We start from the raw sequence: 24,688 nt of genomic DNA on the forward strand, positions 1-24,688 counted from the left end.
TATTATTATTTTATAAACTCTTCAATATTTTTAGCAACTAATTCTATAAGTCTAGCTCTAGCTTCTATACTTGCCCACCCTATATGTGGAGTAAGCAATAGTTGCTCTTTATTTTTCACTTTTAATAGTGGATTTGATTCTTCTATTGGTTCAACTGATACTACATCAATACCACAATAAATCTCTTTTTCATCTATGATTTTTGCTAAATCTGGTTCATTTATAATTCCACCTCGACCTAGGTTTAGAAGTATTGCACCATCTTTGATATTTTTCATATTTTCATAGTTTAATAAATCTTTTGTATCTTCATTTAAAGGGCAATGAATTGAGATAATATCACTAGTGCTTAGTAGTTCATCTAGTTCTACTCTTTTATATTCACTATTTGAGTTTTTACCACTTGTAGAGTAATACACAACTTCACAATCAAAAGCCTTAGCTTTTTTTGCAAAGTTTCTTCCAATATCACCAAGTCCAATAACCCCTACTCTTTTACCATCAAGTTCATGAAATAGTGCATCTATATGAGTGAAGATTTCACTTTTTTGCCAATTACCTTCATCTACATATTTTTTATAATAATCAAGTTTAGATACAAAATGAAAAATCATAGAAAAAGCAACTTGAGCAACAGACGAGCTAGAATACCCAGCTACATTTTTTACCTCAATTCCTTTTTTCTTTGAATGAACTAAATCTACATTATTAGTTCCAGTTGCACTTATACAAATAAGTTTTAGATTTGAATTATCCATAATGTGTGAATCAATCACAACTTTATTTGTGATAACTATATCAGCATCTTTTACACGCTCTAAAGTTTCGTCTTCTTTTGTAATATCATAGCTTATAAGCTCACCAAATTTATCAAAAACACTTAGGTCTACATCAGAACCTAAAGTTTCTCTATCAAGTAGTACTATTTTCATGATTAGTCTTTTTTAACCCAAACTTTGAATTTCCAAGCAGGTGATTTAACTTTTCCATGCTCAATAATTTCATCATAAGATCTCTCTTCTTCTAAATCCCAAGTAGAAAAATCAATTGGTTTTAAAAATGCATCAGCAACACCTTCAAAATCAATTTCTGATAAATACATTTTATCAACGTATGGAAATAATGATTCATAAATATTAGCACCACCAATTATAAATAGTTCTTCTTCAGCATTTTTTCTAGCAAAATTAAATGCCTCTTGAACATCACTAAAAGTATGAACACCTGAATGTTCAAACCCACTATTTGATAATACTAATGAAGTTCTATTTGGAAGAGGTTTTCCTATAGATTCAAATGTTTTTCTTCCCATTAAGATATGGTGTCCTGAAGTAATAGCTTTAAAGTTTTTAAAATCTTCGCTTATATGCCATAACATTTCATTATTTAGACCTATTTCCCAGTTTTTTCCATATGCAACTATCATTGAAATTTTCATTTTTTATCCTTATACAGCCATCACAGCTTTAATTGGTTCATCACAAGTATATCCAACAAGTTCAAAATCACTCATTTTAAAATCATTAATATCTTTAATATCTGGATTGATATTCATTGTTGGTAATGCATGTGGAGTTCTACTAAGCTGTAAGTTTACTTGTTCCATATGATTTGAATATATATGAGCATCACCAAACGTATGAACAAAATCTCCAACTTCTAAATCACAAACTTGTGCAATCATCATAGTTAAAAGTGCATAAGAAGCTATATTAAAAGGAACCCCTAAAAATACATCTGCACTTCTTTGATAAAGTTGACAAGATAGTTTTCCATCTGCTACGTAAAATTGGAAAAATGTATGACATGGAGGTAGTGCCATATTTTCAATCTCTGCTACATTCCATGCATTTAAGATAATTCTTCTAGAATCTGGATTTGTTTTTATTTGATTGATAACATCAGCAAGTTGGTCATAAGCTTTATCATTTGCACCTTTCCAACTTCTCCATTGAGCTCCATAAACAGGACCAAGCTCTTTTATAGTATCAGTGTTTGTATATCCTAAAGCTTTACCTTGTGCATCAGCATTTGCAGTCCAAACTGTATTTTTACCTACTAAATTTTCCGCTTTATCACCATAGTGAATTTCAGCAAGTCTTCTCTCATCAGTACTACCTTCAATAAACCATAAAAGCTCGCTAATAATACCTTTTAAGAAAGTTTTTTTTGTAGTAACTAAAGGAAAACCTTGACTTAAGTCAAATCTCATTTGATAACCAAAAACTGAAGTTGTACCCGTTCCTGTTCTATCCTCTTTTGTTATACCATTATCTAATATATGTTGTAATAAATCTAAATATTGTTTCAAAATTTTTCCTTATTAATTTTATAAATTATAATTCAATTTCTGAATTTTATCATAATCATATCTATCTTTATAGAACGAAACTTTCCCATCATTATTTATATAGCTAGTAATATATGTTAGATGAATTGGTAATTTTTTGCTTAAACTTATACCAGATGTTTTAAAACTATCATATAAACCTTTTGTATAGCTATAATTATGTTTTGTGTAATTTGTAGTAATATATTGCATTAATCCTAAAGGATGTTCCAACCTAATACAACCATGACTTGCAAATCTTAAGTTTTGATTTTTATGTTTAAATCTCCATGAACCAATTGTATCATGCATATAAACTGCATACTTATTTTTAAATAAAAACTTTAATCTTCCCATTCCATTTCTAGTTGAAGGTAATTGAATAAATTTATATGGAATATATTTTACATCTTTTTTTAAATACTTTTTCCAATTAACATCACTAAATTTAATTTTTTGAGAATCTAAATTATAGTTTTTTCTAATTACAATATTTTTGCTTTTTAAGTAGTTTTTATCCTTTAAAGCTTTAGGAATAATACTTTTTTTAGCAATAGAATCAGGAATATTCCATGTTGGGTTTATAACAAAATAGTTAAAGTTACTTGATAAAACTGGTGTTTGACTCTCTTTTTCTCCAACAACAGTTCTAAAATTTTTTATAACTTTTCCATCTTCATAAAAAGTAAAATCAGTTGAAGGAACATTTAATTGAATAAAATTATCGCTACCTTGATACTTTAATAATTTAAATCTTTCTATATTTAATTTCAACTTTTTATATTCATTAGTAGTTAAACTATTTTTATCTAAAGCCTCAATAAATTTAAAAAAGTTTGGGTGTTTTGGTGCGTATAAATCTAAAATCTCTTTTACACTAATTTCATTACTATTAAATTTATTTAAAATTTCCTCTTTTTTAATATCTGTTAAATATACTTCATAGTCTTGATTCATTTCATCATATTTTTTAGCTGATAATTTTTTTTGGAAATCTTTTACATCAATACAAGAATTAGCTAAGTTTTCAACATAAGTTACAAAAAGCTCACTTATAAGATTAGTCTTTTCTTCACTATTTTCTAAAGCTTTAATCTCTTTATATTTATTCTTACTTCCACAAAGAGAAGAATAAGAATCATCTTCTAAAATATCTAAAAAATCTTTCTCATTTTGGCTAACTTTATACTCTTTTTTTACAACTAAAGGCTTAGTAACTTCTACTGTTTGTTTAACTTCTTTTTTTAATTCAGAACTAGCTTGAACTTTTTTATTATCATATTTAATAACTTCTTCTTTTACAGTACAACCTACAAAAAAAGTAGCAACTGCAATACTTAATATAAATCTACTTTTAAACATCAATCCTCTTTATTTTAATTTCTTTTTTGACCAGTTTTAGGTTCACTAACTTCTTTTTGTAAATCAAAACTTAGGTTATTATAGAACAATTCACCATAATCAGTTTGTCTATTTATCATCTCATAAGCTTGTTTTATATCATTGTTATATCTTAATGCATCTTGTAAAATCTTTATAATTTTAACAGATTCTAAAAAATTAACATGAGAGGGAGCTTCAATTGGAGAAGAGTAATATTTATGCATTCTCTCAACTAAGTTTTTATTTCTAATTTCAATAAATACAGATTCAATTGGTGATTTAAAAAATAGAATTTTTTGTTTTACATTTATTGATATATATGTTGTTTCCATTCCATATATCTTTCTAGAAAAAGAATCAAATAAAAAAAGTTTCTTATTATAGTTGTTATTAAATAGTTCATACATCAAATCTAAAATTTTAATTTTTTCATCTTTTGTATAAAAGTTTCCAATACTTGCAAAACAAAATGATAATACAGATTTAATTGAATACCACTCTGTTGTATCATAATCATATCTAAGCATTTGATTAATTCTTTCTTGCTTTAAATCTTCTATATCTTTACTTGTTGTAGTTCTGTACACTTTTTGTACAGCAGAATCCCTATACATAGGTCCTGGAAATTGAGCTTGAATAACAAACCTTCTATTTTTTTCCATATCCATAATGTATTTTAAACGTCCATAATAGTCCTCATCAAGAATTCTTACCTCTTTTTGTGGTATTTGAGTAATTGATTTAATAAACTCTTCGCCATTACATCCCTCTTCCCATATATAATCAGGATATCTAAAAACTTGACAAATCTTGTTCTTAACATCCTCATTAGGTTCAATATTAGAAACATTATCAATCCACGATGTTACGGTTCTTCTATCCTTACTTATAAGTGATGCAAACTTTGAAATACTCAAGTTTGAACGTTGAAAAATTTCAATAAATTTCTCAATTGCATTTTTATAAGTCATAAGCTTCCTTTTAGTTTCAAGTTAAATAATTGTACCATTTTCTCCCATAAAAACAAATATTGTACATTATTGTTTTTTTATAAAAAAAATTGTGTTTTATCTTTCAAAAATCATACACTAATTAAGTGTACGAATTATGTATAATGAAAGTCAACTTTTATTTAAAGGATGTGTATGAGCGCAGGAAAAAAATTTAGACAAGCACTAAAGGAAGAAACTCCTTTACAAATCGTAGGAACTATTAATGCATACCAAGCATTACAAGCTACAAGAGTAGGATACAAAGCTATCTACTTATCAGGTGGAGGTATTGCAAATGCATCATATGGTTTACCAGATTTAGGTATGACTATGATTGAAGATGTATGTATTGACATTAGAAGAATTACTTCTATTTGTGATACACCAGTTATCGTTGATGCTGATACTGGATGGGGACATGCATTTAACGTTGCTAGAACAGTAAAAGAATTCATCAGAGCTGGAGCTGCGGGGCTTCACATTGAGGATCAAGTTGCTGCAAAAAGATGTGGACACAGACCAAATAAAGAATTAGTTACAACTGAAGAAATGTGTGACAGAATCAGAGCTGCAGTTGATGCTAAAATGCAATTAGACCCAGAGTTCTACATTATTGCTAGAACTGATGCACACGCATCTGAAGGTCAAGAAGCTGCAGTTGCAAGAGCAAAAGCTTACGTTGAAGCTGGAGCAGATGCAATCTTCGCTGAAGCTGTACATACATTAAAAGAGTACAAAGAATTCTGTGACCAAATGACTGTTCCAGTATTAGCAAACATTACTGAGTTCGGTGCAACTCCAATGTTTACTACTGAAGAGTTAGGTTCAGTTGGTATTGAAATGGTACTTTACCCATTATCAGCATTTAGAGCAATGAACAAAGCTGCATTAAATGTATACCAAGAATTAAGAGACAAAGGTACTCAAGAAGGTGTGTTAGACACTATGCAAACAAGAATGGAACTTTACGATATGTTAGGTTACCATGATTATGAGCAAAAAATGGACGAATTATTTTCAAAAGGTAAAGCTAAATAATTAGCTTTACTTTAAAACTAAAATTTAATAAGAACTAAAATAAATAAGGAGAAACATATGAGTGGTTTAGCAGGTGTTACAGCTGGTCAATCAGCAATTTGTACTTGTGGTTTAGGAAATGGATTAAACTATAGAGGATATGATATCGCAGATTTAGCTTTAAAAGCAGATTTCGAAGAGGTAGCATATTTATTATTAGTTGGTGAATTACCAAACAAACACGAATTAAAAATGTTCCAAAGAAAAATTATTCAAGGTAGAGAATTACCAATCTCTGTTAAGAATGTATTAAAATCAATTCCAGCATCTTCTCACCCAATGGACGTTATGAAGACTGCTACTTCTGCACTTGGTTGTGTTGAACCTGAAGCAGAAGACTTTTCTGACCAAATGGAAAAAATTACTAGATTATTAGGAGCATTCCCATCGTTCTTAGTATACTGGCACCACTGGCACAAAAATGGAAAAGAAATTGATTTAGCATCTGAAGAAACTACAATTGCAGGTTACATCGTAGAAAGATTAAAAGAGAAGAAACCATTAGATGTAGAAGTTAAAGCTATGAATGCTATGTTAACTTTATACGCTGAGCATGAATTTAATGCTTCTACTTTTGCAAACAGAATTACTGCTTCAACTTTATCAGACATCTACTCTTGTATGACTACTGGTATTGGTACTTTAAAAGGTCACTTACATGGTGGAGCTAATGAAGTAGCTATTAAATTCGTTCTTGAGTTTGATGATGTTGATCATGCATTAAAATCAGTTGATGAATTATTTGCTAGAAAAGAAAAAATCATGGGATTCGGACACAGAGTATATAGAGAAATCGACCCAAGATCTCCAGTTGGATTTGAATTAGCAAACGAATTAAAAGAGTTAGAAACTTCTGACCCTAAATTATTTGATATTGCAAAAGCAATTAGAGACAAAGTAAAAGCTGAAAAAGGTTTACCAGATAATATCGACTTCTTCGGTGGATTAATTTACCACTACATGGAAATCGAAAGATTATACTACACTCCATTATTCATTATGTCAAGAGCTGCTGGATGGGCTGCTCACGCATTTGAACAAAGAGCAAACAACAGAATTATCAGACCAAGTTCTGAGTACATTGGTGTAGAGCCAAGAGAATTTGTTGCTTTAGAAGATAGAAAGTAATCTAAACTTATTAAAAAAGAATCTTAAATAGTCTCTTTTGAGACTGTTTGAGAATATATTAGCGCCACATTACAGTGGATAAATTCCAAACAAATTTTTTCACTGTTGGTAAACAAAATTAGGAAGCAACCTTAAAATTAAAAAACGGATATAAATATGACAAACGAAAAATATCTTAAAGACCTTGATGGTGTAGATGGTGTTAAGTATTATGATGTAAAATCAGCTGTAGAAGATATTACTCCTGGTTCATTTGAAAAACTAAACTACACTTCAAGAGTTTTAGCAGAAAACTTAATTAGAAAATGTCCTAGTGAAGATTTAGAAGATTCATTAGTTCAATTAATTGAAAAAAGAACAGACAAAGATTTCCCTTGGTTCCCATCAAGAGTTATTTGTCACGATATCTTAGGATTAACTGCATTTGTTGACCTTGCAGGACTTAGAGAAGCAGTAGCTTCAAAAGGTGGAAACCCAGATAAAGTTAACCCAGTTGTTCCAACTCAATTAATCGTTGACCACTCATTAGCAGTAGAGTGTGGTGGATTTGATCCAGATGCATTCCAAAAGAATAGAGATATCGAAGATAGAAGAAATGCAGATAGATTCCACTTTATTAACTGGACAAAAGAAGCATTTAATAACGTAGATGTTATTCCTCCAGGTAATGGTATTATGCACCAAATCAACTTAGAGAAAATGTCTCCAGTTGTTCACTTAAATGATGGTATCGCTTCACCAGATACTTTAGTAGGTACAGATTCACATACTCCTCACGTAGATGCACTTGGTGTAATCGCTGTTGGTGTTGGTGGATTAGAAGCTGAAAACGTAATGTTAGGAAATCCTTCATATATGAGAGTTCCTGAAATTATTGGTGTTGAAATTGTAGGTGAAAGAAAACCAGGAATTACTGCAACTGATATCGCACTTTCAATGACTTCATTCTTAAGAGAAAACAATGTTATCTCTGCATACTTAGAGTTCTTTGGTGAAGGTATTAAGTACCTTAACTTAGGTGATAGAGCTACAATTGCAAATATGACTCCTGAATATGGAGCATCTGCAGGTATGTTCGCTATTGATGAACAAACTATTTCTTACTTAAGAGTAACAGGTAGAGAAGAGAAACAATGTCAATTAGTAGAAGCTTACGCAAAAGCTAATGGTTTATGGGCAGATCAATTTGAAAATGCAACTTATGCTAGAACAATTCAATTTGACTTATCTAAAGTAACTAGATCTTTAGCAGGACCATCTAAACCTCACAAATTAGTTCCAACTTCTACTTTAAAAGAAGAAGGTATTGTAAAAGAGTGGACTCAAGAAGGTGATTTAATTCCAGATGGTGGTATCTTAATTGCTGCAATTACATCATGTACAAATACTTCAAACCCAAGAAACGTTATTGCTGCAGGACTTTTAGCTAAAAAAGCAAACGAGCTTGGATTAACTAGAAAACCATGGGTTAAGTCTTCATTAGCACCAGGTTCAAAAGTTATTGAAGTTTACTTAAAAGAAGCAGGATTATTACCTGAAATGGAAAAATTAGGATTCGGTGTAGTTGGTTTTGCATGTACTACTTGTAATGGTATGTCAGGTGCTTTAGATCCAAAAATCCAACAAGAAGTTATTGATAGAGATATCTATTCTACTGCTGTATTATCAGGTAATAGAAACTTTGATGGTAGAATTCACCCATACGTAAAAGAAGCATTCTTAGCATCTCCTGCATTAGTTGTTGCTTATGCATTAGCTGGTACTGTTAGATTTGATATTGAAAATGACTCTTTAGGTAAAGATAAAGATGGTAATGACATTAAATTAGCTGATTTATGGCCAAGTGATGCTGAGATTGATGCAATTGAAAAAGAGTTTGTTAGACCTGAAATGTATAATGCTATTTATGAGCCAATGTTTGCTAGAGATGGAATTAAAGGTGTTAAAGCTGAGCCATTCTACAAATGGAATCCAAACTCAACTTATATTCAAAAACCACCATACTGGGAAGATGAATATATGCAAATGCCAGCATTAAAAGGTATGAGACCATTAGGTGTATTCCCTGATAATATCACTACTGACCACTTATCACCATCAAATGCTATTTTACCTGATTCAGCTTCTGGTGAGTACTGTATCTCTAAAGGTCTTCCAATTCCTGACCTTAACTCTTATGCAACACACAGAGGGGATCATAATACTGCTTCAAGAGCAACATTAGCAAATCCAAAACTATTTAACGAAATGGTTAAAGATGAAAATGGAAATGTTAAACAAGGTTCATTAACTAAGATTATGCCAGAAGGTACTGAATCTAGAATGTGGGAAGCTATTGAAACATACAACAATAGAAAACAACCACTTATTATCATCGCTGGTACTAACTATGGTCAAGGATCTTCTAGAGACTGGGCAGCTAAAGGTGTTAGACTTGCAGGTGTTGAAGTATTAATTGCTGAGTCAATTGAAAGAATTCACAGAACTAACTTAGTTGGAATGGGTGTATTACCATTACAATTCAAAGATGGTGAAACTAGATTTACTTACGATATTGATGGTTCTGAAGTATTTGATATCGAAGGTGAAATCACTCCTAGATGTGACTTAACTGTTGTTATGACTAGAGCAAATGGTGAAGTTGTTAAATTCGATGTTTTATGTAGATTAGATACTTCTGCTGAAGTTGATGTTTACAAAAACGGTGGTATTTTACAAAAATTCGCTAAAGATGTTGTTGCATCAGGAAACTAATCCAAACTAACATCTTAAATTTTAAGGGCAAATGCCCTTAAAATATTTGTTAAAGAAATCAAAAGATTTTTTTAACGAATATTTATTTAAAACAAGGAGAAAACACATGGCTTATCAACCACAGTTTAAAGTTAAAGCTACATATATGAGAGGTGGTACTTCTAAAGGTACTTTCTTTAATATTGCCGATTTACCAAAAGAGGCTCAAGAAAATCCAGCAAAAAGAGATAAATTACTTCAAAGAATTGTTGGTTCTCCTGATGTTTATAAAAAACAAATGGATGGAATGGGGGGAGCTTCTTCATCTACTTCTAAAGCTATTTTAGTAGGAAAATCTAATGTTCCAAATCATGATGTAGATTACTACTTCTGTCAAGTTGCAATTGACAAAGATTTTGTTGATATGAGTGGAAACTGTGGAAACCTAAGCTCAGCTGTTGGACCTTTTGCTATTCATGAAGGTTTAGTTGATAATGTTCCTGAAAATGGAGTTTGTTGTGTAAGAATTTGGCAAGCAAACATCAAAAAAACTATTCTTTGTTATGTAACAATGGAAAATGGGATGGTTAAAGAAATGGGTGATTATGAAATTGATGGTGTTGCTTTCCCAGCTGAAGAAATTGTATTAGAGTTTGTTGAGCCAGTTGATCCAAGCGAAGAGTTGTTCCCAACAGGAAATCTTGTAGATGATTTAGAAGTTGAAGGAGTTGGAACTCTTAAAGCTACAATGATAACGGCTGGTATTCCAACTGTATTTGTAAATGCTGAAGAGATTGGATACAAAGGAACTGAGCTTCAAGGTGACATCAATTCTGATACAGAAGCATTAGAAAAATTTGAAAAAATCAGAATTGCAGGTGCTTTAAAAATGGGTGTTATGAAAGATGCAAGTGATGCATTAACTCAACAACACACACCAAAAATTGCATTTGTATCTCCTGCACAAGACTTTATAACATCTTCTGGTAAAGAAGTAAAAGCAAGTGAGATGGATTTACATGTAAGAGCATTATCTATGCAACAATTACACCACGCTATGATGGGAACTGCTTCTGTTGCTATTGGTGTTGCAGGTTCAATCCCAGGAACTTTAGTTAATCTTGCTGCTGGTGGTGGTGAGAGAGATACTGTAACATTTGGACATCCAAGTGGTGCTATTAAAGTAGGTGCTACTATTTCTAAAGATGGTGATAAATATGTGGTTGAAAAAGCTTCTATGAGTAGAAGTGCAAGAATTATCATGGATGGAAATGTACATGTTCCAGCTGGTACAATGGATATATAATAATTAAATAATTATTTTACATTAATTACCCTAATTAAATTTAGGGTAATTAAACCTTATATCAAATAAAATTAGATAACATAATGTAATTTTTTATTAAAGAGATTACATTGATTAATACTGACTTTAACAATTATAAAATACTTCTATCACTAGTAGACTCAACTTCAAGAAAAATAGGAAAAGATTTCATTAAAACAACAGCATTGGAGATAAAAAAAATATTTAATGCAAAAGAAATAACAATTACAAAAGATGACTTAAAAAAAACACAGAATATTTTTTCCACAACTTATAATTTTAAAAAAACAAATGAATATTTATCTAAAATACCCATAGTAGATCAAAATAATAATACCATTGGAAATATTAATATTTTTAGCTTAAGTAAATTATCAATAAAAAAAGATTTATTTGAAACTCTTATGATTTTTGCTAAAAGAATTGCAACTGAGATAAAAAGGATTCAATTAGAAAATGAAAATATAATTATTAGTAAACAATTAGAAAAGCTATCAATAACAGATGGGTTAACTACACTATATAATAGAAGATATTTTCAAAAAGTTTGTTCAGATATTTTTGAACAAATAAAAAAAGATAAAATCAAAGCAACACTTGCTTATATTGATATTGATAATTTTAAAACTATTAATGATACATTTGGACATAATGATGGAGATATTGTTTTAAAAAAATTTGCAGCTATTTTACAAAATCATTCAAGAAAAGCAATTGATTATATTTTTAGACTAGGTGGTGAAGAGTTTTGTATTATTAGTTTAAATACACCTATAAACTATTCATATGAATATCTTGCAAGAATTATGAATAAAACAATTGAAGAGTTTAATACAACAAAATATGGTGAAATCACATTAAGTATTGGATTAGTTGAATTTGATAAAAAGTTTGAAAACTATTCTGATATTGTTAATCTAGCTGATAAAAAGATGTATAGAGCTAAAAAAGCAGGAAAAAATGCTATAGTAAAATAGAAAAAATTCTATTTTACTAATGAAGAAATAGTTTTAAATACTGGATTTTTAGCATTTAATGTTAATTCAAATAAAATTGATTCATATGTTGTTGGTACAACTCCTGCTTGAATTAATCTTTGAATTGCCATATCCGTATCACTTTGTTTTCTTGAAGTAACACAATCAGTTACTAAAACTGGTGTTAAACCTGCATCTAATAAGTCAATACAAGTTTGTAAAACACAAACATGTGTCTCAATTCCAGCGACAATTACATATTTTTTTCCAGCATTTTTAATAGCATCCATTGTTGGTTCATTTTTACAACAAGAAAAAGTAGTTTTTTCAAAATGTGGGTCTTCTTGAACTAACTCTTTTAACGATGGAATTGTTTCACCAATACCTTTTTTATATTGTTCATTAACTATAAATGGAACTTCTAAAACCTTTAAACCCTTTACTAAAGTTAGTAAATTCTTTTCAATTTGCTCATTATTTATAACATGAGGGAATAATCTCTCTTGTACATCAACTAAACAAAATAGTGTATCTTCAACATTAATTCTCATAAATCTCTCCTTATATATGAATTTATTTAAAAGCTATTTCTTCTGCTCTTGCAAGTAACTCTTTTGCACCTTGGTCAATAAATACTTGTGCTAGATTTTGTCCAATATTTTCATAATTATCAATACTTGCAGTTATATCTTCACTAATAGTTTCACTACCATCAGGCATTCCTACAATTGCTTGAACTCTAATTGATTTATCATCAATAATAGTTGCTTTTACTCCAATTGGAACTTGACAACCACCTTCTAATGTTCTTACAAATGCTCTTTCAACTGTTGATTCAATTACAGCATTTTTGTCATTTAAGAAAGATAATAACTCAACTAACTGCGGATTATCTAAAGTCTCAATACCAAGTGTTGCTTGTCCCATAGAAGGAATCATAATATCAGTACTAATTGGTACGAAATATTTAACTTCATCCTCAATTTGAAGTTTTTGAACACCAGTTGCAGCTAAAATAATTGCATCATACTCACCAGCTTTTAACTTAGCAATTCTTGTATTAATATTACCTCTTAAATCTTTTAATTCAATATCAGGTCTTTGAAGCATAATCTCAAGTCTTCTTCTTAAACTTGTAGTTCCAACCACTGCACCTTTTGGTAAATCTTCAAAAGATGAATACTTTTCACTTAAAAGTGCATCTCTTGGGTCAAATCTTTTTGTAAGTGCTGCTAATACAAAGCCCTCTTCAAACTCAACTGGAACATCTTTTAAACTATGTACTGCAATATCTGCTTCTTTATTTAATAAAGCAATTTCAAGCTCTTTTGTAAATAGCCCTTTACCTCCAATTTTAGCCAATGGTACATCTAAAATCTTATCTGCTTTAGTTGAAAAAGTTTTTAATTCAACTTCCATATTTGGGTATTGTTCTTGAAGTCTTGCTTTTATATATTCACTTTGCCATAAGGCTAATTTACTCTGTCTTGTTGCAATTACTAGTTTATCCATTTTTCCTCTTTTTTATTTATTTCCAAGTTCTAAAAATTTAACTTTCATAGTATCTTTTATACCATTTACAAAAATTGTAGGTGTTCCTTGAACCATAACATCCTCACCCATTTTCATATCATTTTTAATTAAGTCTTGAACCTTTTTATCTTGAATTTCACTCAATTTAATATCTGTTTTAAATTCACTGTTAAACGCTTCTAAGATTTTCTTTTCATCCGTTGTTTTACTTGTGAAATATTTATCCCAATCAGCTTTATAAGTTTTTAACTCAACATCTTTCATTCCCTTATGCTTTGCTACATCCATTATTTTTGATAAAGGACCTGCTGCTGGGTGTAATCTTAATAATGGGAAATGATAGTAATATAAAGCAATTGAATCAGCATTTTTATTTACATGATTAATTACATCTGGTATATAGTCCATACAAAATGGACATAGTGGGTCTGAGAATACAACAATTTTATCTTTGGCATTGTGATTACCAGCAATTAACTTTGATTTATCATAATATTTAGAAGTTAAGTTTGGTGTAACTAAATCTTTTAAAGATTTACCATTTTTTGAATCAATTAAATCTAAAGCTATATATCTACCATCAGAAAAAACTATATCTTTTGCATTTACGTCTTTTTCTCCTACTTTAGCTTTAACATCTAAAATATAACCATTCCAACCCGAAATTGGTAACTCTTTTTTAGTATTAATTGTGATTTCTTCAACTTTTACATTAGGATTTTGAGAAATTCTATTTTTTTCAAATTCTATTACATTTTTATCATTTGCAACTAATGCTGTTGCAAGTAAAGTACTAAGAGTTAGTAACTTTGAAACTTTATTCATATTTATATTCCTTCTTTGAATTTAATCAATAGTTTATCGATTTTCAATTAATAAAAAGTTAATAATTTAACTTCTTGTTTTAACTGTAATCTTTCTGACATCAAGTAACTCTTTAGCTTTGTCAAGCATTTTTGAATTTATAATATCATTAAGCTCTAGTTCTCTTTGAGATAGAGTTGGATTAGAAGTTTTTTGCATATCAGCAACACAACCTGAACCAACTTCAATATCTTCAATCATAGAACCACTATCATTGGAATTATTTTCATCATAACTTTTATCTTTTGATGAATCATCAACTTTTAATTCAGTTTTTTTCTCTTCTAATACGGAGGGTTCTTCCTTTTTAAAGTCTAGTTCAATATCATGACCAAAAGTATCAAGTGCAAATGTTTTAATTACACCAAAATGTTTATATAAAAATTTTCTATCATCATCTTGGGCATATGAAATAATATTTAATTTTCTATTTTCAAAACCATTATATATAAAGTTTTTTTCAAAACACTCTCCAAGGGCAAAATCTCTATCATAAATCTTTGCAGTTAATTGCTCATATAACTCAAGTGAAGGATCATCTTCAAAACTTTCAAGTGCCACAACTTCAATTTCTTCATTATGATTTACTTTCACTTGTTGTTCCATTGGCTCTTGAACTAATTCATTTGAATTCACTTCAGCCTCTTTTTCTAGTTTCTCTTCTACTTTTTCTTCAAGTTTTGGCTCAATATTTTCTACTAATTGTTCTACTGGCTTTTCTTGTGTTAATTTATCTTGTGTAGGTTCTTCATCAAAAGGTGTAGCATCAAATGGAGTTGAAAAGTCATTTCTTGGTTCTTCTTTTTGAGGAGCTTGTATTAATTGTTCCTCTTCAAAAGGATTAACAGTTTCAATTGCATCAACAACTCCTAAATCAATCACACTTTCAGCCATTGCTAAATCTGCCTCAGTTGGTTCTTCTATTTTTGTTTCATGCTCAATTGGAGCTTTAATTTCTTCTTTTACGAAAGGTGTTGGCTCAATCTCTTTTTGTACATTTGGAGTAGATTCTTGAACCGTAGGAGTTACACTTGGAGTAATAACTGTTGTAGTTTCTTTTACAGATATATTTTGTACTTGATTTATGATATCATCAATAGTTTTTATATTTGTTGCTTCAACAAGTTTCATTAATGTTAATAATAATACAAATCCACTATCAGAATTTATTGATAATAAATGTTTTGCATCACTTAAAACTCTAAAAAATCTATCAAATAGTAATAAATCAAATCTCGGGTCTTTACTTAGCATTTTATCTTTTAAGTAAATAGTCATTTCATCACAAATTTGAGAAACTTCATAAACCTCTAACTCTTTTAAAATTGGATTGATATCACCTTTATTTAATACAACAGAGAAAATATTATCCATAACTGTAGGATCAATAAGTCCAAGCATATCAACTACACTTGAAGTTGTAATTCTTGCTTTTGAGAAAATTATTGCTTGGTCTAATAATGTTAAAGTATCCCTTAAACTTCCTTGTCCTGTTCTTGCTAATATTTCTAATGCATCTTTATCAAAATCAATATTCTCTTCATTTAATATATGAGATAAATGATGGATTACGTCATTTTGTGCAATTTTATTAAATCTAAAGTGTTGAGTTCTACTTAAAATCGTTGCTGGTAATTTTAATGGATCAGTTGTTGCTAAAATAAATTTAACAAATCCAGGAGGTTCTTCTAAAGTTTTTAATAAAGCATTAAAAGCTTGAGTAGTAAGCATATGAACTTCATCGATAATAAATACTTTAAATCTAGCACTACTTGGTTTATATTTTGTATGTTCAATTAAATCTTTAATATCATCAATACCTCTATTTGAAGCAGCATCCATTTCTATAATATCAAGGTGTCTATTTGAATTTGCACTAACACAATTATCACAAACCTCGCAAGGTTTTGAAGTAGGTCCATTTGTACATAAAAGTGCTTTCGCCATAATTCTAGCTGTACTTGTTTTACCACTTCCTCTAAGTCCACTAAAAAGGTAAGCATGAGAAAGTCTACTTGAATCAAGAGCTAAGGATAAAGTTTGAGAAACCGTACTTTGACCTACCAAATCTTCAAACCTTTTTGGTCTATACTTTAAAGCTAAAACTCTTTTTTCAATTTGTTCACTCATATCTCACACATCCTAATATTTATATTTTTACTATCTAAAATTTTTTCTACTAAATTTTTATGAATTTTTCCAGTATGACAAATGTCAATTATCAAATCACCACTATTTTGATGTTCCAATTTAGAACTAAGACTAAGAAGTCTATTTGCTATTGCTTGTCCTGTTTGTATCAAGTTTATTTCATCACCCATAATCTCTTTAATTACACTACTAACTAAAGGATAATGTGTACAACCTAACACTATAGTATCAACACCATTATCCTTCATGGGACTAAGCCAATTATTCATCATATCATAAGTTTTTGTTGAAGATATTTCATCATTTTCAATTTGCTCAACTAAACCAATACAAGCGCACTCAAATAATTCAACTTGTTTTATAGAAGATAATTCATTTACTAAAAGCTGATATTTATTTCCTTTTAAAGTTGCAGGAGTTGCTAGCACTCCTATTTTTGAAGTTTTAGTATTTAGTATTGCAGGTTTTATACCTGGTTCTGTTCCAATTATCAATATATCACTAAACTTTTCTCTTAGATGATTAATCGCTGCAGAAGTTGCCGTATTACAAGCAACAACTAAAGCATCAATATCATACTTGGAAATTAAATGTTGAGTTATTAAATCACATCTATTAAGTATTTGATTTACAGATTTTTCTCCATAAGGAGCAAATTCAGTATCTGCAATATAAAAAATCTCTGAACCTCGTAAAACTTCAGTTATTGCTTTAACAACAGTTAATCCACCAAGTCCAGAATCAAATACACCAACTTTCAACTTTAACCTTATGATAAATTTGCAAGATTATATCAAAAAAGAAATAACTAATTTGTTAAAATAACTTAACTTTCGCACGTTAAATTGATTAAAATTGTAGCTAAATCTCCCTAAAACATTACTCCTTTAGTTAATAATCTTATCCTTGTTGACATAAAAATAATTTAGTTGTTTTTCTATGATATTTTTCTATTTTGAACTCTCAATAAAGCCCTTAAATAGGCACTTTTAGCTATAATATCTATTATATTAAAGGGTAAGAATGCAGATAGAATCCAAGATCATCGGTATTATAAACGATAAGTTAAAAAATCCAATCTATGAAACATTACGTTTGTTAAATATGAAAACTATTTTAACCAAGAGCAATTTTTCTAAAAAAGAGGGAGTTGCTGTTCATATGGTTGTATTACATTTTGTATATATGCTGGTTATGAATAAAAAAATATCAACCTTTATGGATCAAAGTAATGATAGTTTCAAAAAAGATGTATATTATCGATTACTTTCCAATACTTCTTATAATTGGAGAAAACTATTATCTCTTAGTTCTTTAAAGATCTTATCACTACTTCATAAAGTGCAAGATTCAAAGCTAGTAAGAGTTCTTATACTTGATGATACTGTTGAAGATAAAGTTGGTAAAAATATAGAGGGAAGTTGTGACAACCTTTGGAGCAATAAAGCAAAGAGAAAAATCAGAGGTGTAAATGTTGTATCACTAAACTATAGTGATGGTTATTCAAATTTTATGTTGGACTTTGCAATTGCTATGAACAGTTATGCAAGGGTAAAGATAGAAGAGTTTACAAATATTATTGATCATCGAACCAATGCACATAAGCGAAGATTGGAAAGCTTAAAAGGGAAATCACAAATTGCTATAGAGATGATTAAAAGAGCAGTAGCTAGTGGTATATATGCAGATTATCTGCTTGTAGATAGCTGGTATTCTAAACCTGTATTTATAGAAACTATGAATGAACTTGGATTGCAAGTCATTTCAAGAATGGTAAACAATGACAGGATATGGAATTTTACAGGAGAGAAAAAGACCCTTGATGGCATCTATAACAAATTTAAAAAGCTTAAATCTATCAAGATGGGTCAATATGGCAAAAAGATAAAGTTTGAGTATTTTTCAACCATAGTTGAACATAAAAAAGCTGGTAAATTAAAAATTGTTTTTATAAAAACAAAAGAGAATTTAATACCAATCGTATCAACCAATCTTATACTTAGTGATGAAGAGATTATAGATATTTATAAAAGACGATGGGATATAGAACAAGGGTATAAAGAACTTCGTGAACACTTTGGATTCGGAAAAGAAGAGAATCGAATCTATGAAGCTTTGATAGCCAGAATTACACTATCTTTTTTTACATACAATGTTGTTAGCTATATAAATCGTATCAGCAATGAACCTAAAACAATTGGTGGATTGTTTAAAGATTTAGAATGTGAACTTCATACTCTAGCAATAGCTATGCAAGCATTTTTAGCTATTTTAGATGAGATTGCAAAAATTGAAGAAGTTGTCAATAGAAATGAGGATTTTACAGCTATCATTGATCTATTAAGAGATGTGACTGGAAAATTGCTTGGTTTTAGGTGCGAAAGTTAAGTAAAATAAAAAAAGGTGTTTGAAAATCAAACACCTTTTTACTATTCGTTCATTGAAGAGAAAAACTCTTCATTATCTTTAGTCTTTTTCATTTTTGAATATAAGAATTTAAGCGCTTCAACTTCATCCATAGATGCAATTGCATTTCTTAAAATCCAAGTTTTTTGTAATATGTCAGGAGAAAGAAGTAACTCTTCTTTTCTTGTTCCAGATTTTGTAATATCAAGAGCTGGATAAACCCTTTTATTTGCTGCATCTCTAGATAATACAACTTCACTATTACCTGTTCCTTTGAACTCTTCAAAGATAACTTCATCCATTTTTGAACCAGTTTCAATAAGTGCAGTTGAAATAATAGTTAAAGAACCACCCTCTTCTATATTTCTAGCAGCACCAAAGAATCTTTTTGGTTTATGTAATGCATTTGCATCAACCCCACCTGAAAGTACTTTTCCAGAACTTGGTGTTACAGTATTATATGCTCTTGCTAACCTTGTAATAGAATCTAGTAAAATAACTACATCTTTTTTCATTTCAACTAGTCTTTTTGCTTTTTCAATAACAATCTCAGCAACTCTAACATGATTTTGTGCAGGTAAGTCAAAAGTAGAAGAGTAAACTTCACCTTTAACACTTCTTTGCATATCAGTTACCTCTTCAGGTCTTTCATCAATTAGTAATACCATTAAATGTACTTCAGGATGATTTTTAGTAATTCCATGAGCTAACTCTTTTAGTAATTCAGTTTTACCTGTCTTTGGAGGAGCAACTATAAGTCCCCTTTGACCTTTACCCATAGGAGCAAACAAATCAAGCATTCTACCTGTCATTCTATTTGAATCATACTCAAATGTAAATCTGTCTGCTGAATATAATGGAGTTAAGTTATCAAATAAAGGTCTATTTTTTGATTCTTTTACAGGTAAGTAATTAATTGCTTCTATTTTAAGTAATGCATTATATTTTTCACTATCTTTATTTGGAGGTCTTACTTGTCCTGTAACAATATCACCTGTTCTTAAAGCAAATTTTCTAATTTGAGTTGCAGATACATAAGAATCATTTGAAGTATCAGAGAAGTTTCCATCAATTGCTCTTAAAAAACCAAATCCACCCTCTTTTATTTCTAAAATTCCAGTAAAAAGAATAAATCCACCTGCATCAATTTGATACTTTAAAATGTTAAACATTAAATCTTGTCTTTTTAGTTCTTGTGGATTTTCTACATCAAGTTCTTTTGCAATAACTAAAAGCTCTTCTAAAGGAAGTTCTCTTAATTGCTCAATTTTATATCCCTCAACAGGAATATGCGTTCTTGTTTTTTTTGTCGTTTTTTTGTTTTGAGTTTGAGTTTTTGACTCTTCCATGAGTTTTTTTTACCTTTTGATTTTACATAAAGTTATGTAGTTTTTGTAGTTGTGTAGATATTTAAGTAATCGTGTAATTTTAGTGTTTATTTAAGTTTTTGTCAATAAAAAAAGAAAAGGCACCATAAAATGGTACCTTTTAGAGAAGTTAATTAAAAATTAATATTATAATTTACCTTCGTTTTTACCTAAGTACTCTGCAACACCTTCAGTTGATGGCTTCATACCTTCGTCACCTTTTGACCAACCTGCAGGACAAACTTCACCATGCTCATTAGTAAATAACATAGTATCTACCATTCTAATCATTTCATCAATATTTCTTCCTAATGGTAAGTCATTGATAACTGCATGTCTAACAGTTCCGTCTGAATCTAATAAGAAAGAACCTCTTAATGCAACTGAATCTCCAAATAATACGTCGAAATCTTTTGAAATTTGTTTTGAAAGGTCAGCTACTAATGGGTATTTAATTCTTCCAATTCCACCATTTTCAACTGGAGTTTCTCTCCATGCAAAGTGTGAGAATTGAGAATCAACAGAAACACCAATTACAGAAACACCTCTTGATTCAAACTCTTCAATTCTTTTTGAGAATGCAATGATTTCTGATGGACAAACGAATGTAAAGTCTAATGGGTAAAAGAATACAACTGCACCTTTTTCACCAATGTTTTCATATAAGTTAAAATTATCTACAATTTGACCATCTGCTAATACAGCTGTTGCTGTAAAATCTGGAGCTTTTTTAGTTACTAACATATTTAAATCCTTTTTTAAAATTAATTTATTTGTGCTGAAATTATACATCAAAATAACTAACATTAAACTTGTAAAAAGCTTAAATTTTAAAATTTAAGCTAAATTTTATTAAATAATAAAAATTATCCTCTAGACTTAGCTATTAGATAAAATTTTTATTATATATGTAACAAAAAAGATAAGATTTCACACCTTTTATATGCCCATAATGATAATCTTTTTATTTTAAAGTTAATTTTATATTTACTGTGATAAAGTTTTCTAAATTTTAAAAGGAGATTAACTATGGCAGTTAAAATTACTGATATTTGTATTAGTTGTGACGCATGTTTAGACGAGTGTCCAGTAGAAGCAATCGTTGATAATGATGAGAACCCAACTGGTGAGGATGTTTATTATGTATACGCTGATAAGTGTGTTGAGTGTGTAGGACACAATGACGCTCCAGCATGTGCTGATGCATGTCCAACTGAGGGATGTATTCAATGGGATGAAGTTGGATCTGGATCTATTGAAAAAGAAGACAGAGGTGAGCCAAATACTCCTGTAGTTGAAGACTAATTTTTAGCTATATTATCAATTATCCAAAAGGCGAGTAGTTTTACTACTTGCCTTTTTTTATTTTTTTAGATATAATCCGCGACTTGAAAATTAAATTGAGGAATATATGTAATGGAAAGAACATTATCAATCATCAAACCTGATGCAGTAGCTAAAAACGTTGTAGGAAAAATCTTAGATAGATTTGAATCAAATGGTTTAAGAATCGCAGCTACAAAAAAAGTACAATTAAGTAAAGCTGATGCAGAAGCATTTTACGCAGTTCACGCTGAAAGACCTTTCTTTGGTGAATTAGTAGAATTTATGATTTCTGGACCAGTTGTAGTTTCAGTTTTAGAAGGTGAAAATGCAATGGCAAAAAATAGAGATTTAATGGGTGCTACTAATCCTAAAGAAGCAGCAGCTGGAACAATCAGAGCTGATTTCGCTGAATCTATTGATGCAAATGCAGTTCATGGTTCTGATTCTTTAGAGAATGCAGAAATTGAAATCAACTTCTTTTTCGCACAAAGAGAAATTTGCTAATTTTTTAAATTAGTTAGTTTTTATTTATGAAAATAGAGTTTAGAAAAGTACCATCAACTCCTAAAGAATTAGTAGTTGAAATCGATTCAGTAAAAATTGAAGGTACTTTTTGTAAAATATCGCAATCATTAGTGAAAATCGATGCTGAATTAACTGGTAATACAGATATCGATTGCTGTAGATGTGGAAAGACTGAATTTATTGAAGTTGACGAGACACTGAATTTCTTGTTGAGTGATGGTATCTATAAGAATAATGAAAGTGAAGAGTTAGTAATAGAAATAGAAAATAGTTTAATTGACTTTAATGATATTATTGAAAGTGAATTAAACTCAATTAAAAGTGATTACTTTATTTGTGAAGAGTGTTCACAAATAAATGATGACTTTGAAAAAGAATTTTAAGGAGAAATAAAATGGCAGTACCTAAGAGAAGAGTATCTCATACTAGAGCAGCAAAAAGAAGAACTCACTACAAAATTACATTAAAAAGACCTGTAAAAGATAGTGATGGTTCTTGGAAAATGCCTCATATGGTTAACCCAAATACTGGTGAATATAAGAGCTAATGTTAAGAATAGCTATTGATGCTATGGGTGGGGACTTTGGTCCTACTCCCATAATCGAAGGGCTTGTTGCAGCTCTTAAAAAAAACAATAACTTCACTGCAATTGCAGTAGGTGATAAACAACAGTTATTACCGTTAATTCCACAAAACTTTCTATCTAGAATTGAAATTGTTCATACTGAAGATGTAATTAGTATGAGTGACTCAGCAACTGATGCATTAAAAAGAAAAGAATCTACAATTTATAAAGCAATAGACTTAGTTAAAGAAGGAAATGCAGATGCAGTAGTATCAGCAGGTCATTCAGGAGCTTCAATGTCTTTAGCTACACTTAGAATTGGTAGAATCAAAGGTGTTTCTAGACCTGCTATTGCAACACTTATGCCAACTAGTGAAAATCAAAATACTTTAGTATTAGATGTTGGTGCAAATGTTGACAGTGATTCAAAAAACCTATTTGAATTTGCAGTTATGGGACAAACTTATGCTCAATATGCACTACAGCAAGATGAACCAATTGTTGGTTTATTAAGTAATGGTGAAGAAGAGAGTAAAGGGAATGAAGTTACAAAAGAAGCATATAAATTAATTTCTAGACTTCCAAATTTCGCAGGAAATGTTGAAGGTAGTGATATCTTTAAAGGAACAGTAGATGTAGTTGTATGTGATGGTTTTGTAGGTAATATTTTACTTAAAACTGCAGAAGGTGTTGCAGATACTATTGGTAAAATTATCAAGAAAAACTTAAAAAGATCACTAATCTCTATTGCAGGTGCTGTATTAATGAGAAAAGTGTTCAAAAATTTAAAAGTAAGAGTTGATTACGCAGAGTACGGTGGAGCTCCATTATTAGGAGTAAAAGCACCAGTAATTATTGCACATGGAAAATCGAATCCAAAAGCGATTCAAAATGCTATTTTCCAAGCAATAAATGCAGCTAGTTCAAATTTTGATACTATTATTGAAACAAGATTAGCCGAACTAAGTAATAAATAATTACTTTTGTTTTAAGGATTTTTAAATGACATATGCAGCTTTTAGATCTATAGGAGCATATATTCCTCCTAAGATAATGACTAATGCAGATTTTGAAAAAATTATTGATACTAGTGATGAATGGATTACTAAAAGAACTGGTATTAAAGAAAGAAGAATTTCTGAAAAGAATGAAGCTCCTTCAGATATGGGAGCAAAAGCAGCAGAGTTAGCAATACAAAGAGCTGGTATCAATAAAGAAGATATTGATTTAGTAATTTGTGCTACAGTAACTCCTGACTTTTTATGTATGCCTTCTACAGCATGTGTAATTGCATCTAAATTAGGTTTACCTCCTGTTATGGCTTATGATATAAGTGCAGCTTGTACAGGTTTTGTTTATGCTACATCAGTTGCTAAAGCATTTATTGAATCAGGAATGAAAAAAAATGTTTTAATTATTGGAGCAGAAAAATATACTTCAATTTTAGATTACACAGATAGAGGGACTTGTTTTATCTTTGGTGATGGAGCAGGAGCAGCAATTATTTCTGCAACTGAAAATAAAGACGAAGCAATTGTAGATGTAAATTGTTCAAGTGATGGAAACTATGATGATTTAATCAAAACTCCAGGTGGAGGAAGTTTAAATCCATGTTCACAAGAAGTACTTGATGCAAAAATGGCATGTATAAAAATGAAAGGAAATGAGACTTTCAAGCTTGCTGTTAAAACTTTAACATCAGATGTTCAAGTTATGATGAAAAAACATAATCTTTCAAATGATGACATTGATCATTTTATTCCTCATCAAGCAAACTATAGAATTATAAAAGCTGTAGGTGATGCATTAGGAATGAATGAAGAGCAAACAGTAGTTACAGTTGATAAATATGGTAATACTTCAGCTGCTTCAATTCCTATGGCAATGAACTATGCATATGAGCAAGGTAAAATCAAAAAAGGTGATATGGTATTATTCGATGCCTTTGGTGGTGGACTAACTTGGGGTAGTGCACTATTTAAATTTTCACCAAATAACTAACATT

24 protein-coding genes are annotated in these 24,688 nt (G+C 30.0%); 12 read left to right on the forward strand and 12 right to left on the reverse strand.

Annotated features, from left to right (window positions below; translation table 11 throughout):
- Positions 1-5: 5 nt before the first annotated feature.
- The 5 genes from APAC_RS11200 to APAC_RS11220 are packed head-to-tail and all read right to left on the reverse strand — an operon-like array spanning position 6 to position 4,683.
- The gene (locus tag APAC_RS11200) at positions 6-932 is read right to left on the reverse strand and encodes a D-2-hydroxyacid dehydrogenase (protein ID WP_130234184.1); all 927 of its coding nucleotides are present in this window, start codon (positions 930-932) and stop codon (positions 6-8) included.
- Positions 933-934: 2 nt separating this feature from the next.
- Complete coding sequence (locus APAC_RS11205) at positions 935-1,438, reverse strand: dihydrofolate reductase (RefSeq protein WP_130234185.1); 504 nt, start codon at positions 1,436-1,438, stop codon at positions 935-937.
- Positions 1,439-1,447: 9 nt separating this feature from the next.
- A complete protein-coding gene (locus APAC_RS11210) occupies positions 1,448-2,311 on the reverse strand; it encodes a thymidylate synthase (RefSeq protein ID WP_130234186.1) in 864 nt (287 codons plus the stop codon).
- Between the two features lie 18 nt (positions 2,312-2,329).
- A complete protein-coding gene (locus APAC_RS11215) occupies positions 2,330-3,691 on the reverse strand; it encodes a L,D-transpeptidase family protein (protein WP_130234187.1) in 1,362 nt (453 codons plus the stop codon).
- A 14-nt stretch (positions 3,692-3,705) separates the two neighbouring features.
- Entirely contained in the window at positions 3,706-4,683 is a 978-nt protein-coding gene (locus tag APAC_RS11220) for a hypothetical protein (protein WP_130234188.1), read from the reverse strand.
- A gap of 174 nt (positions 4,684-4,857) precedes the next feature.
- Here APAC_RS11220 and prpB point away from each other — a divergent pair, with 174 nt between their 5' ends.
- From prpB to APAC_RS11245, 5 genes are all read left to right on the forward strand, one after another.
- Positions 4,858-5,742 carry a methylisocitrate lyase gene (prpB, locus tag APAC_RS11225; protein WP_130234189.1) on the forward strand — a complete coding sequence of 295 codons (885 nt, stop codon included), beginning with the start codon at positions 4,858-4,860 and terminating at the stop codon, positions 5,740-5,742.
- A 57-nt stretch (positions 5,743-5,799) separates the two neighbouring features.
- Positions 5,800-6,909: a citrate/2-methylcitrate synthase gene (locus tag APAC_RS11230; RefSeq protein ID WP_130234190.1), complete on the forward strand. Its 1,110-nt coding sequence runs from the start codon at positions 5,800-5,802 to the stop codon at positions 6,907-6,909.
- A 156-nt stretch (positions 6,910-7,065) separates the two neighbouring features.
- Positions 7,066-9,663 (forward strand): Fe/S-dependent 2-methylisocitrate dehydratase AcnD, encoded by a 2,598-nt coding sequence (gene acnD, locus APAC_RS11235; RefSeq protein ID WP_130234191.1) that lies wholly within the window; start codon positions 7,066-7,068, stop codon positions 9,661-9,663.
- Positions 9,664-9,769: 106 nt separating this feature from the next.
- Positions 9,770-10,948, forward strand: coding sequence for a 2-methylaconitate cis-trans isomerase PrpF (gene prpF / locus APAC_RS11240; RefSeq protein ID WP_130234192.1), 1,179 nt, complete (start codon positions 9,770-9,772; stop codon positions 10,946-10,948).
- A gap of 110 nt (positions 10,949-11,058) precedes the next feature.
- Positions 11,059-11,946: a GGDEF domain-containing protein gene (locus tag APAC_RS11245; protein ID WP_130234193.1), complete on the forward strand. Its 888-nt coding sequence runs from the start codon at positions 11,059-11,061 to the stop codon at positions 11,944-11,946.
- Positions 11,947-11,954: 8 nt separating this feature from the next.
- Here APAC_RS11245 and APAC_RS11250 read toward each other — a convergent pair whose 3' ends face one another.
- The 5 genes from APAC_RS11250 to murI form a co-directional block, all read right to left on the reverse strand.
- The gene (locus APAC_RS11250; protein ID WP_130234194.1) at positions 11,955-12,497 is read right to left on the reverse strand and encodes a hydrolase; all 543 of its coding nucleotides are present in this window, start codon (positions 12,495-12,497) and stop codon (positions 11,955-11,957) included.
- Positions 12,498-12,519: 22 nt separating this feature from the next.
- Positions 12,520-13,458: a hydroxymethylbilane synthase gene (hemC, locus tag APAC_RS11255; protein ID WP_130234195.1), complete on the reverse strand. Its 939-nt coding sequence runs from the start codon at positions 13,456-13,458 to the stop codon at positions 12,520-12,522.
- A 12-nt stretch (positions 13,459-13,470) separates the two neighbouring features.
- Entirely contained in the window at positions 13,471-14,304 is an 834-nt protein-coding gene (locus APAC_RS11260) for a thioredoxin domain-containing protein (RefSeq protein ID WP_130234196.1), read from the reverse strand.
- 66 nt (positions 14,305-14,370) lie between these two features.
- Entirely contained in the window at positions 14,371-16,473 is a 2,103-nt protein-coding gene (locus tag APAC_RS11265) for a DNA polymerase III subunit gamma/tau (protein WP_130234197.1), read from the reverse strand.
- Complete coding sequence (murI, locus tag APAC_RS11270) at positions 16,470-17,255, reverse strand: glutamate racemase (RefSeq protein WP_130234198.1); 786 nt, start codon at positions 17,253-17,255, stop codon at positions 16,470-16,472. The genes APAC_RS11265 and murI overlap by 4 nt, the downstream gene beginning before the upstream one ends.
- A 262-nt stretch (positions 17,256-17,517) precedes the next feature.
- Between murI and APAC_RS11275 the strand changes: the two genes are divergently transcribed.
- The gene (locus tag APAC_RS11275) at positions 17,518-18,882 is read left to right on the forward strand and encodes an IS4 family transposase (RefSeq protein ID WP_130232179.1); all 1,365 of its coding nucleotides are present in this window, start codon (positions 17,518-17,520) and stop codon (positions 18,880-18,882) included.
- Between the two features lie 41 nt (positions 18,883-18,923).
- On the opposite strand, the gene rho is transcribed toward APAC_RS11275, so the two are convergent.
- Both rho and APAC_RS11285 read right to left on the reverse strand, forming a co-directional pair.
- Entirely contained in the window at positions 18,924-20,249 is a 1,326-nt protein-coding gene (rho, locus tag APAC_RS11280) for a transcription termination factor Rho (RefSeq protein WP_130234199.1), read from the reverse strand.
- Positions 20,250-20,414: 165 nt separating this feature from the next.
- Positions 20,415-21,011: a peroxiredoxin gene (locus tag APAC_RS11285; RefSeq protein WP_130234200.1), complete on the reverse strand. Its 597-nt coding sequence runs from the start codon at positions 21,009-21,011 to the stop codon at positions 20,415-20,417.
- A gap of 285 nt (positions 21,012-21,296) precedes the next feature.
- Between APAC_RS11285 and APAC_RS11290 the strand changes: the two genes are divergently transcribed.
- The 6 genes from APAC_RS11290 to APAC_RS11315 all read left to right on the forward strand — a co-directional run bounded on the left by APAC_RS11290 (position 21,297) and on the right by APAC_RS11315 (position 24,684).
- Positions 21,297-21,572, forward strand: a complete 276-nt coding sequence (locus tag APAC_RS11290) for an NADH-quinone oxidoreductase subunit I (RefSeq protein ID WP_130234201.1) — start codon at positions 21,297-21,299, stop codon at positions 21,570-21,572.
- Positions 21,573-21,683: 111 nt separating this feature from the next.
- On the forward strand, positions 21,684-22,097 hold the full coding sequence (gene ndk / locus APAC_RS11295; protein WP_130234202.1) for a nucleoside-diphosphate kinase: 414 nt from the start codon (positions 21,684-21,686) through the stop codon (positions 22,095-22,097).
- A gap of 26 nt (positions 22,098-22,123) precedes the next feature.
- Entirely contained in the window at positions 22,124-22,501 is a 378-nt protein-coding gene (locus APAC_RS11300; RefSeq protein ID WP_130234203.1) for a hypothetical protein, read from the forward strand.
- An 11-nt stretch (positions 22,502-22,512) separates the two neighbouring features.
- Positions 22,513-22,665 (forward strand): 50S ribosomal protein L32, encoded by a 153-nt coding sequence (rpmF, locus tag APAC_RS11305; RefSeq protein ID WP_130234204.1) that lies wholly within the window; start codon positions 22,513-22,515, stop codon positions 22,663-22,665.
- Positions 22,665-23,660 carry a phosphate acyltransferase PlsX gene (gene plsX, locus APAC_RS11310; RefSeq protein ID WP_130234205.1) on the forward strand — a complete coding sequence of 332 codons (996 nt, stop codon included), beginning with the start codon at positions 22,665-22,667 and terminating at the stop codon, positions 23,658-23,660. Before rpmF ends, plsX begins: the two co-directional genes overlap by 1 nt.
- 25 nt (positions 23,661-23,685) lie before the next feature.
- Entirely contained in the window at positions 23,686-24,684 is a 999-nt protein-coding gene (locus APAC_RS11315; RefSeq protein ID WP_130234206.1) for a beta-ketoacyl-ACP synthase III, read from the forward strand.
- The last annotated feature ends 4 nt before the right edge of the window (positions 24,685-24,688 follow it).

Source organism: Malaciobacter pacificus (assembly GCF_004214795.1).
Lineage (GTDB): Bacteria > Campylobacterota > Campylobacteria > Campylobacterales > Arcobacteraceae > Malaciobacter_A > Malaciobacter_A pacificus.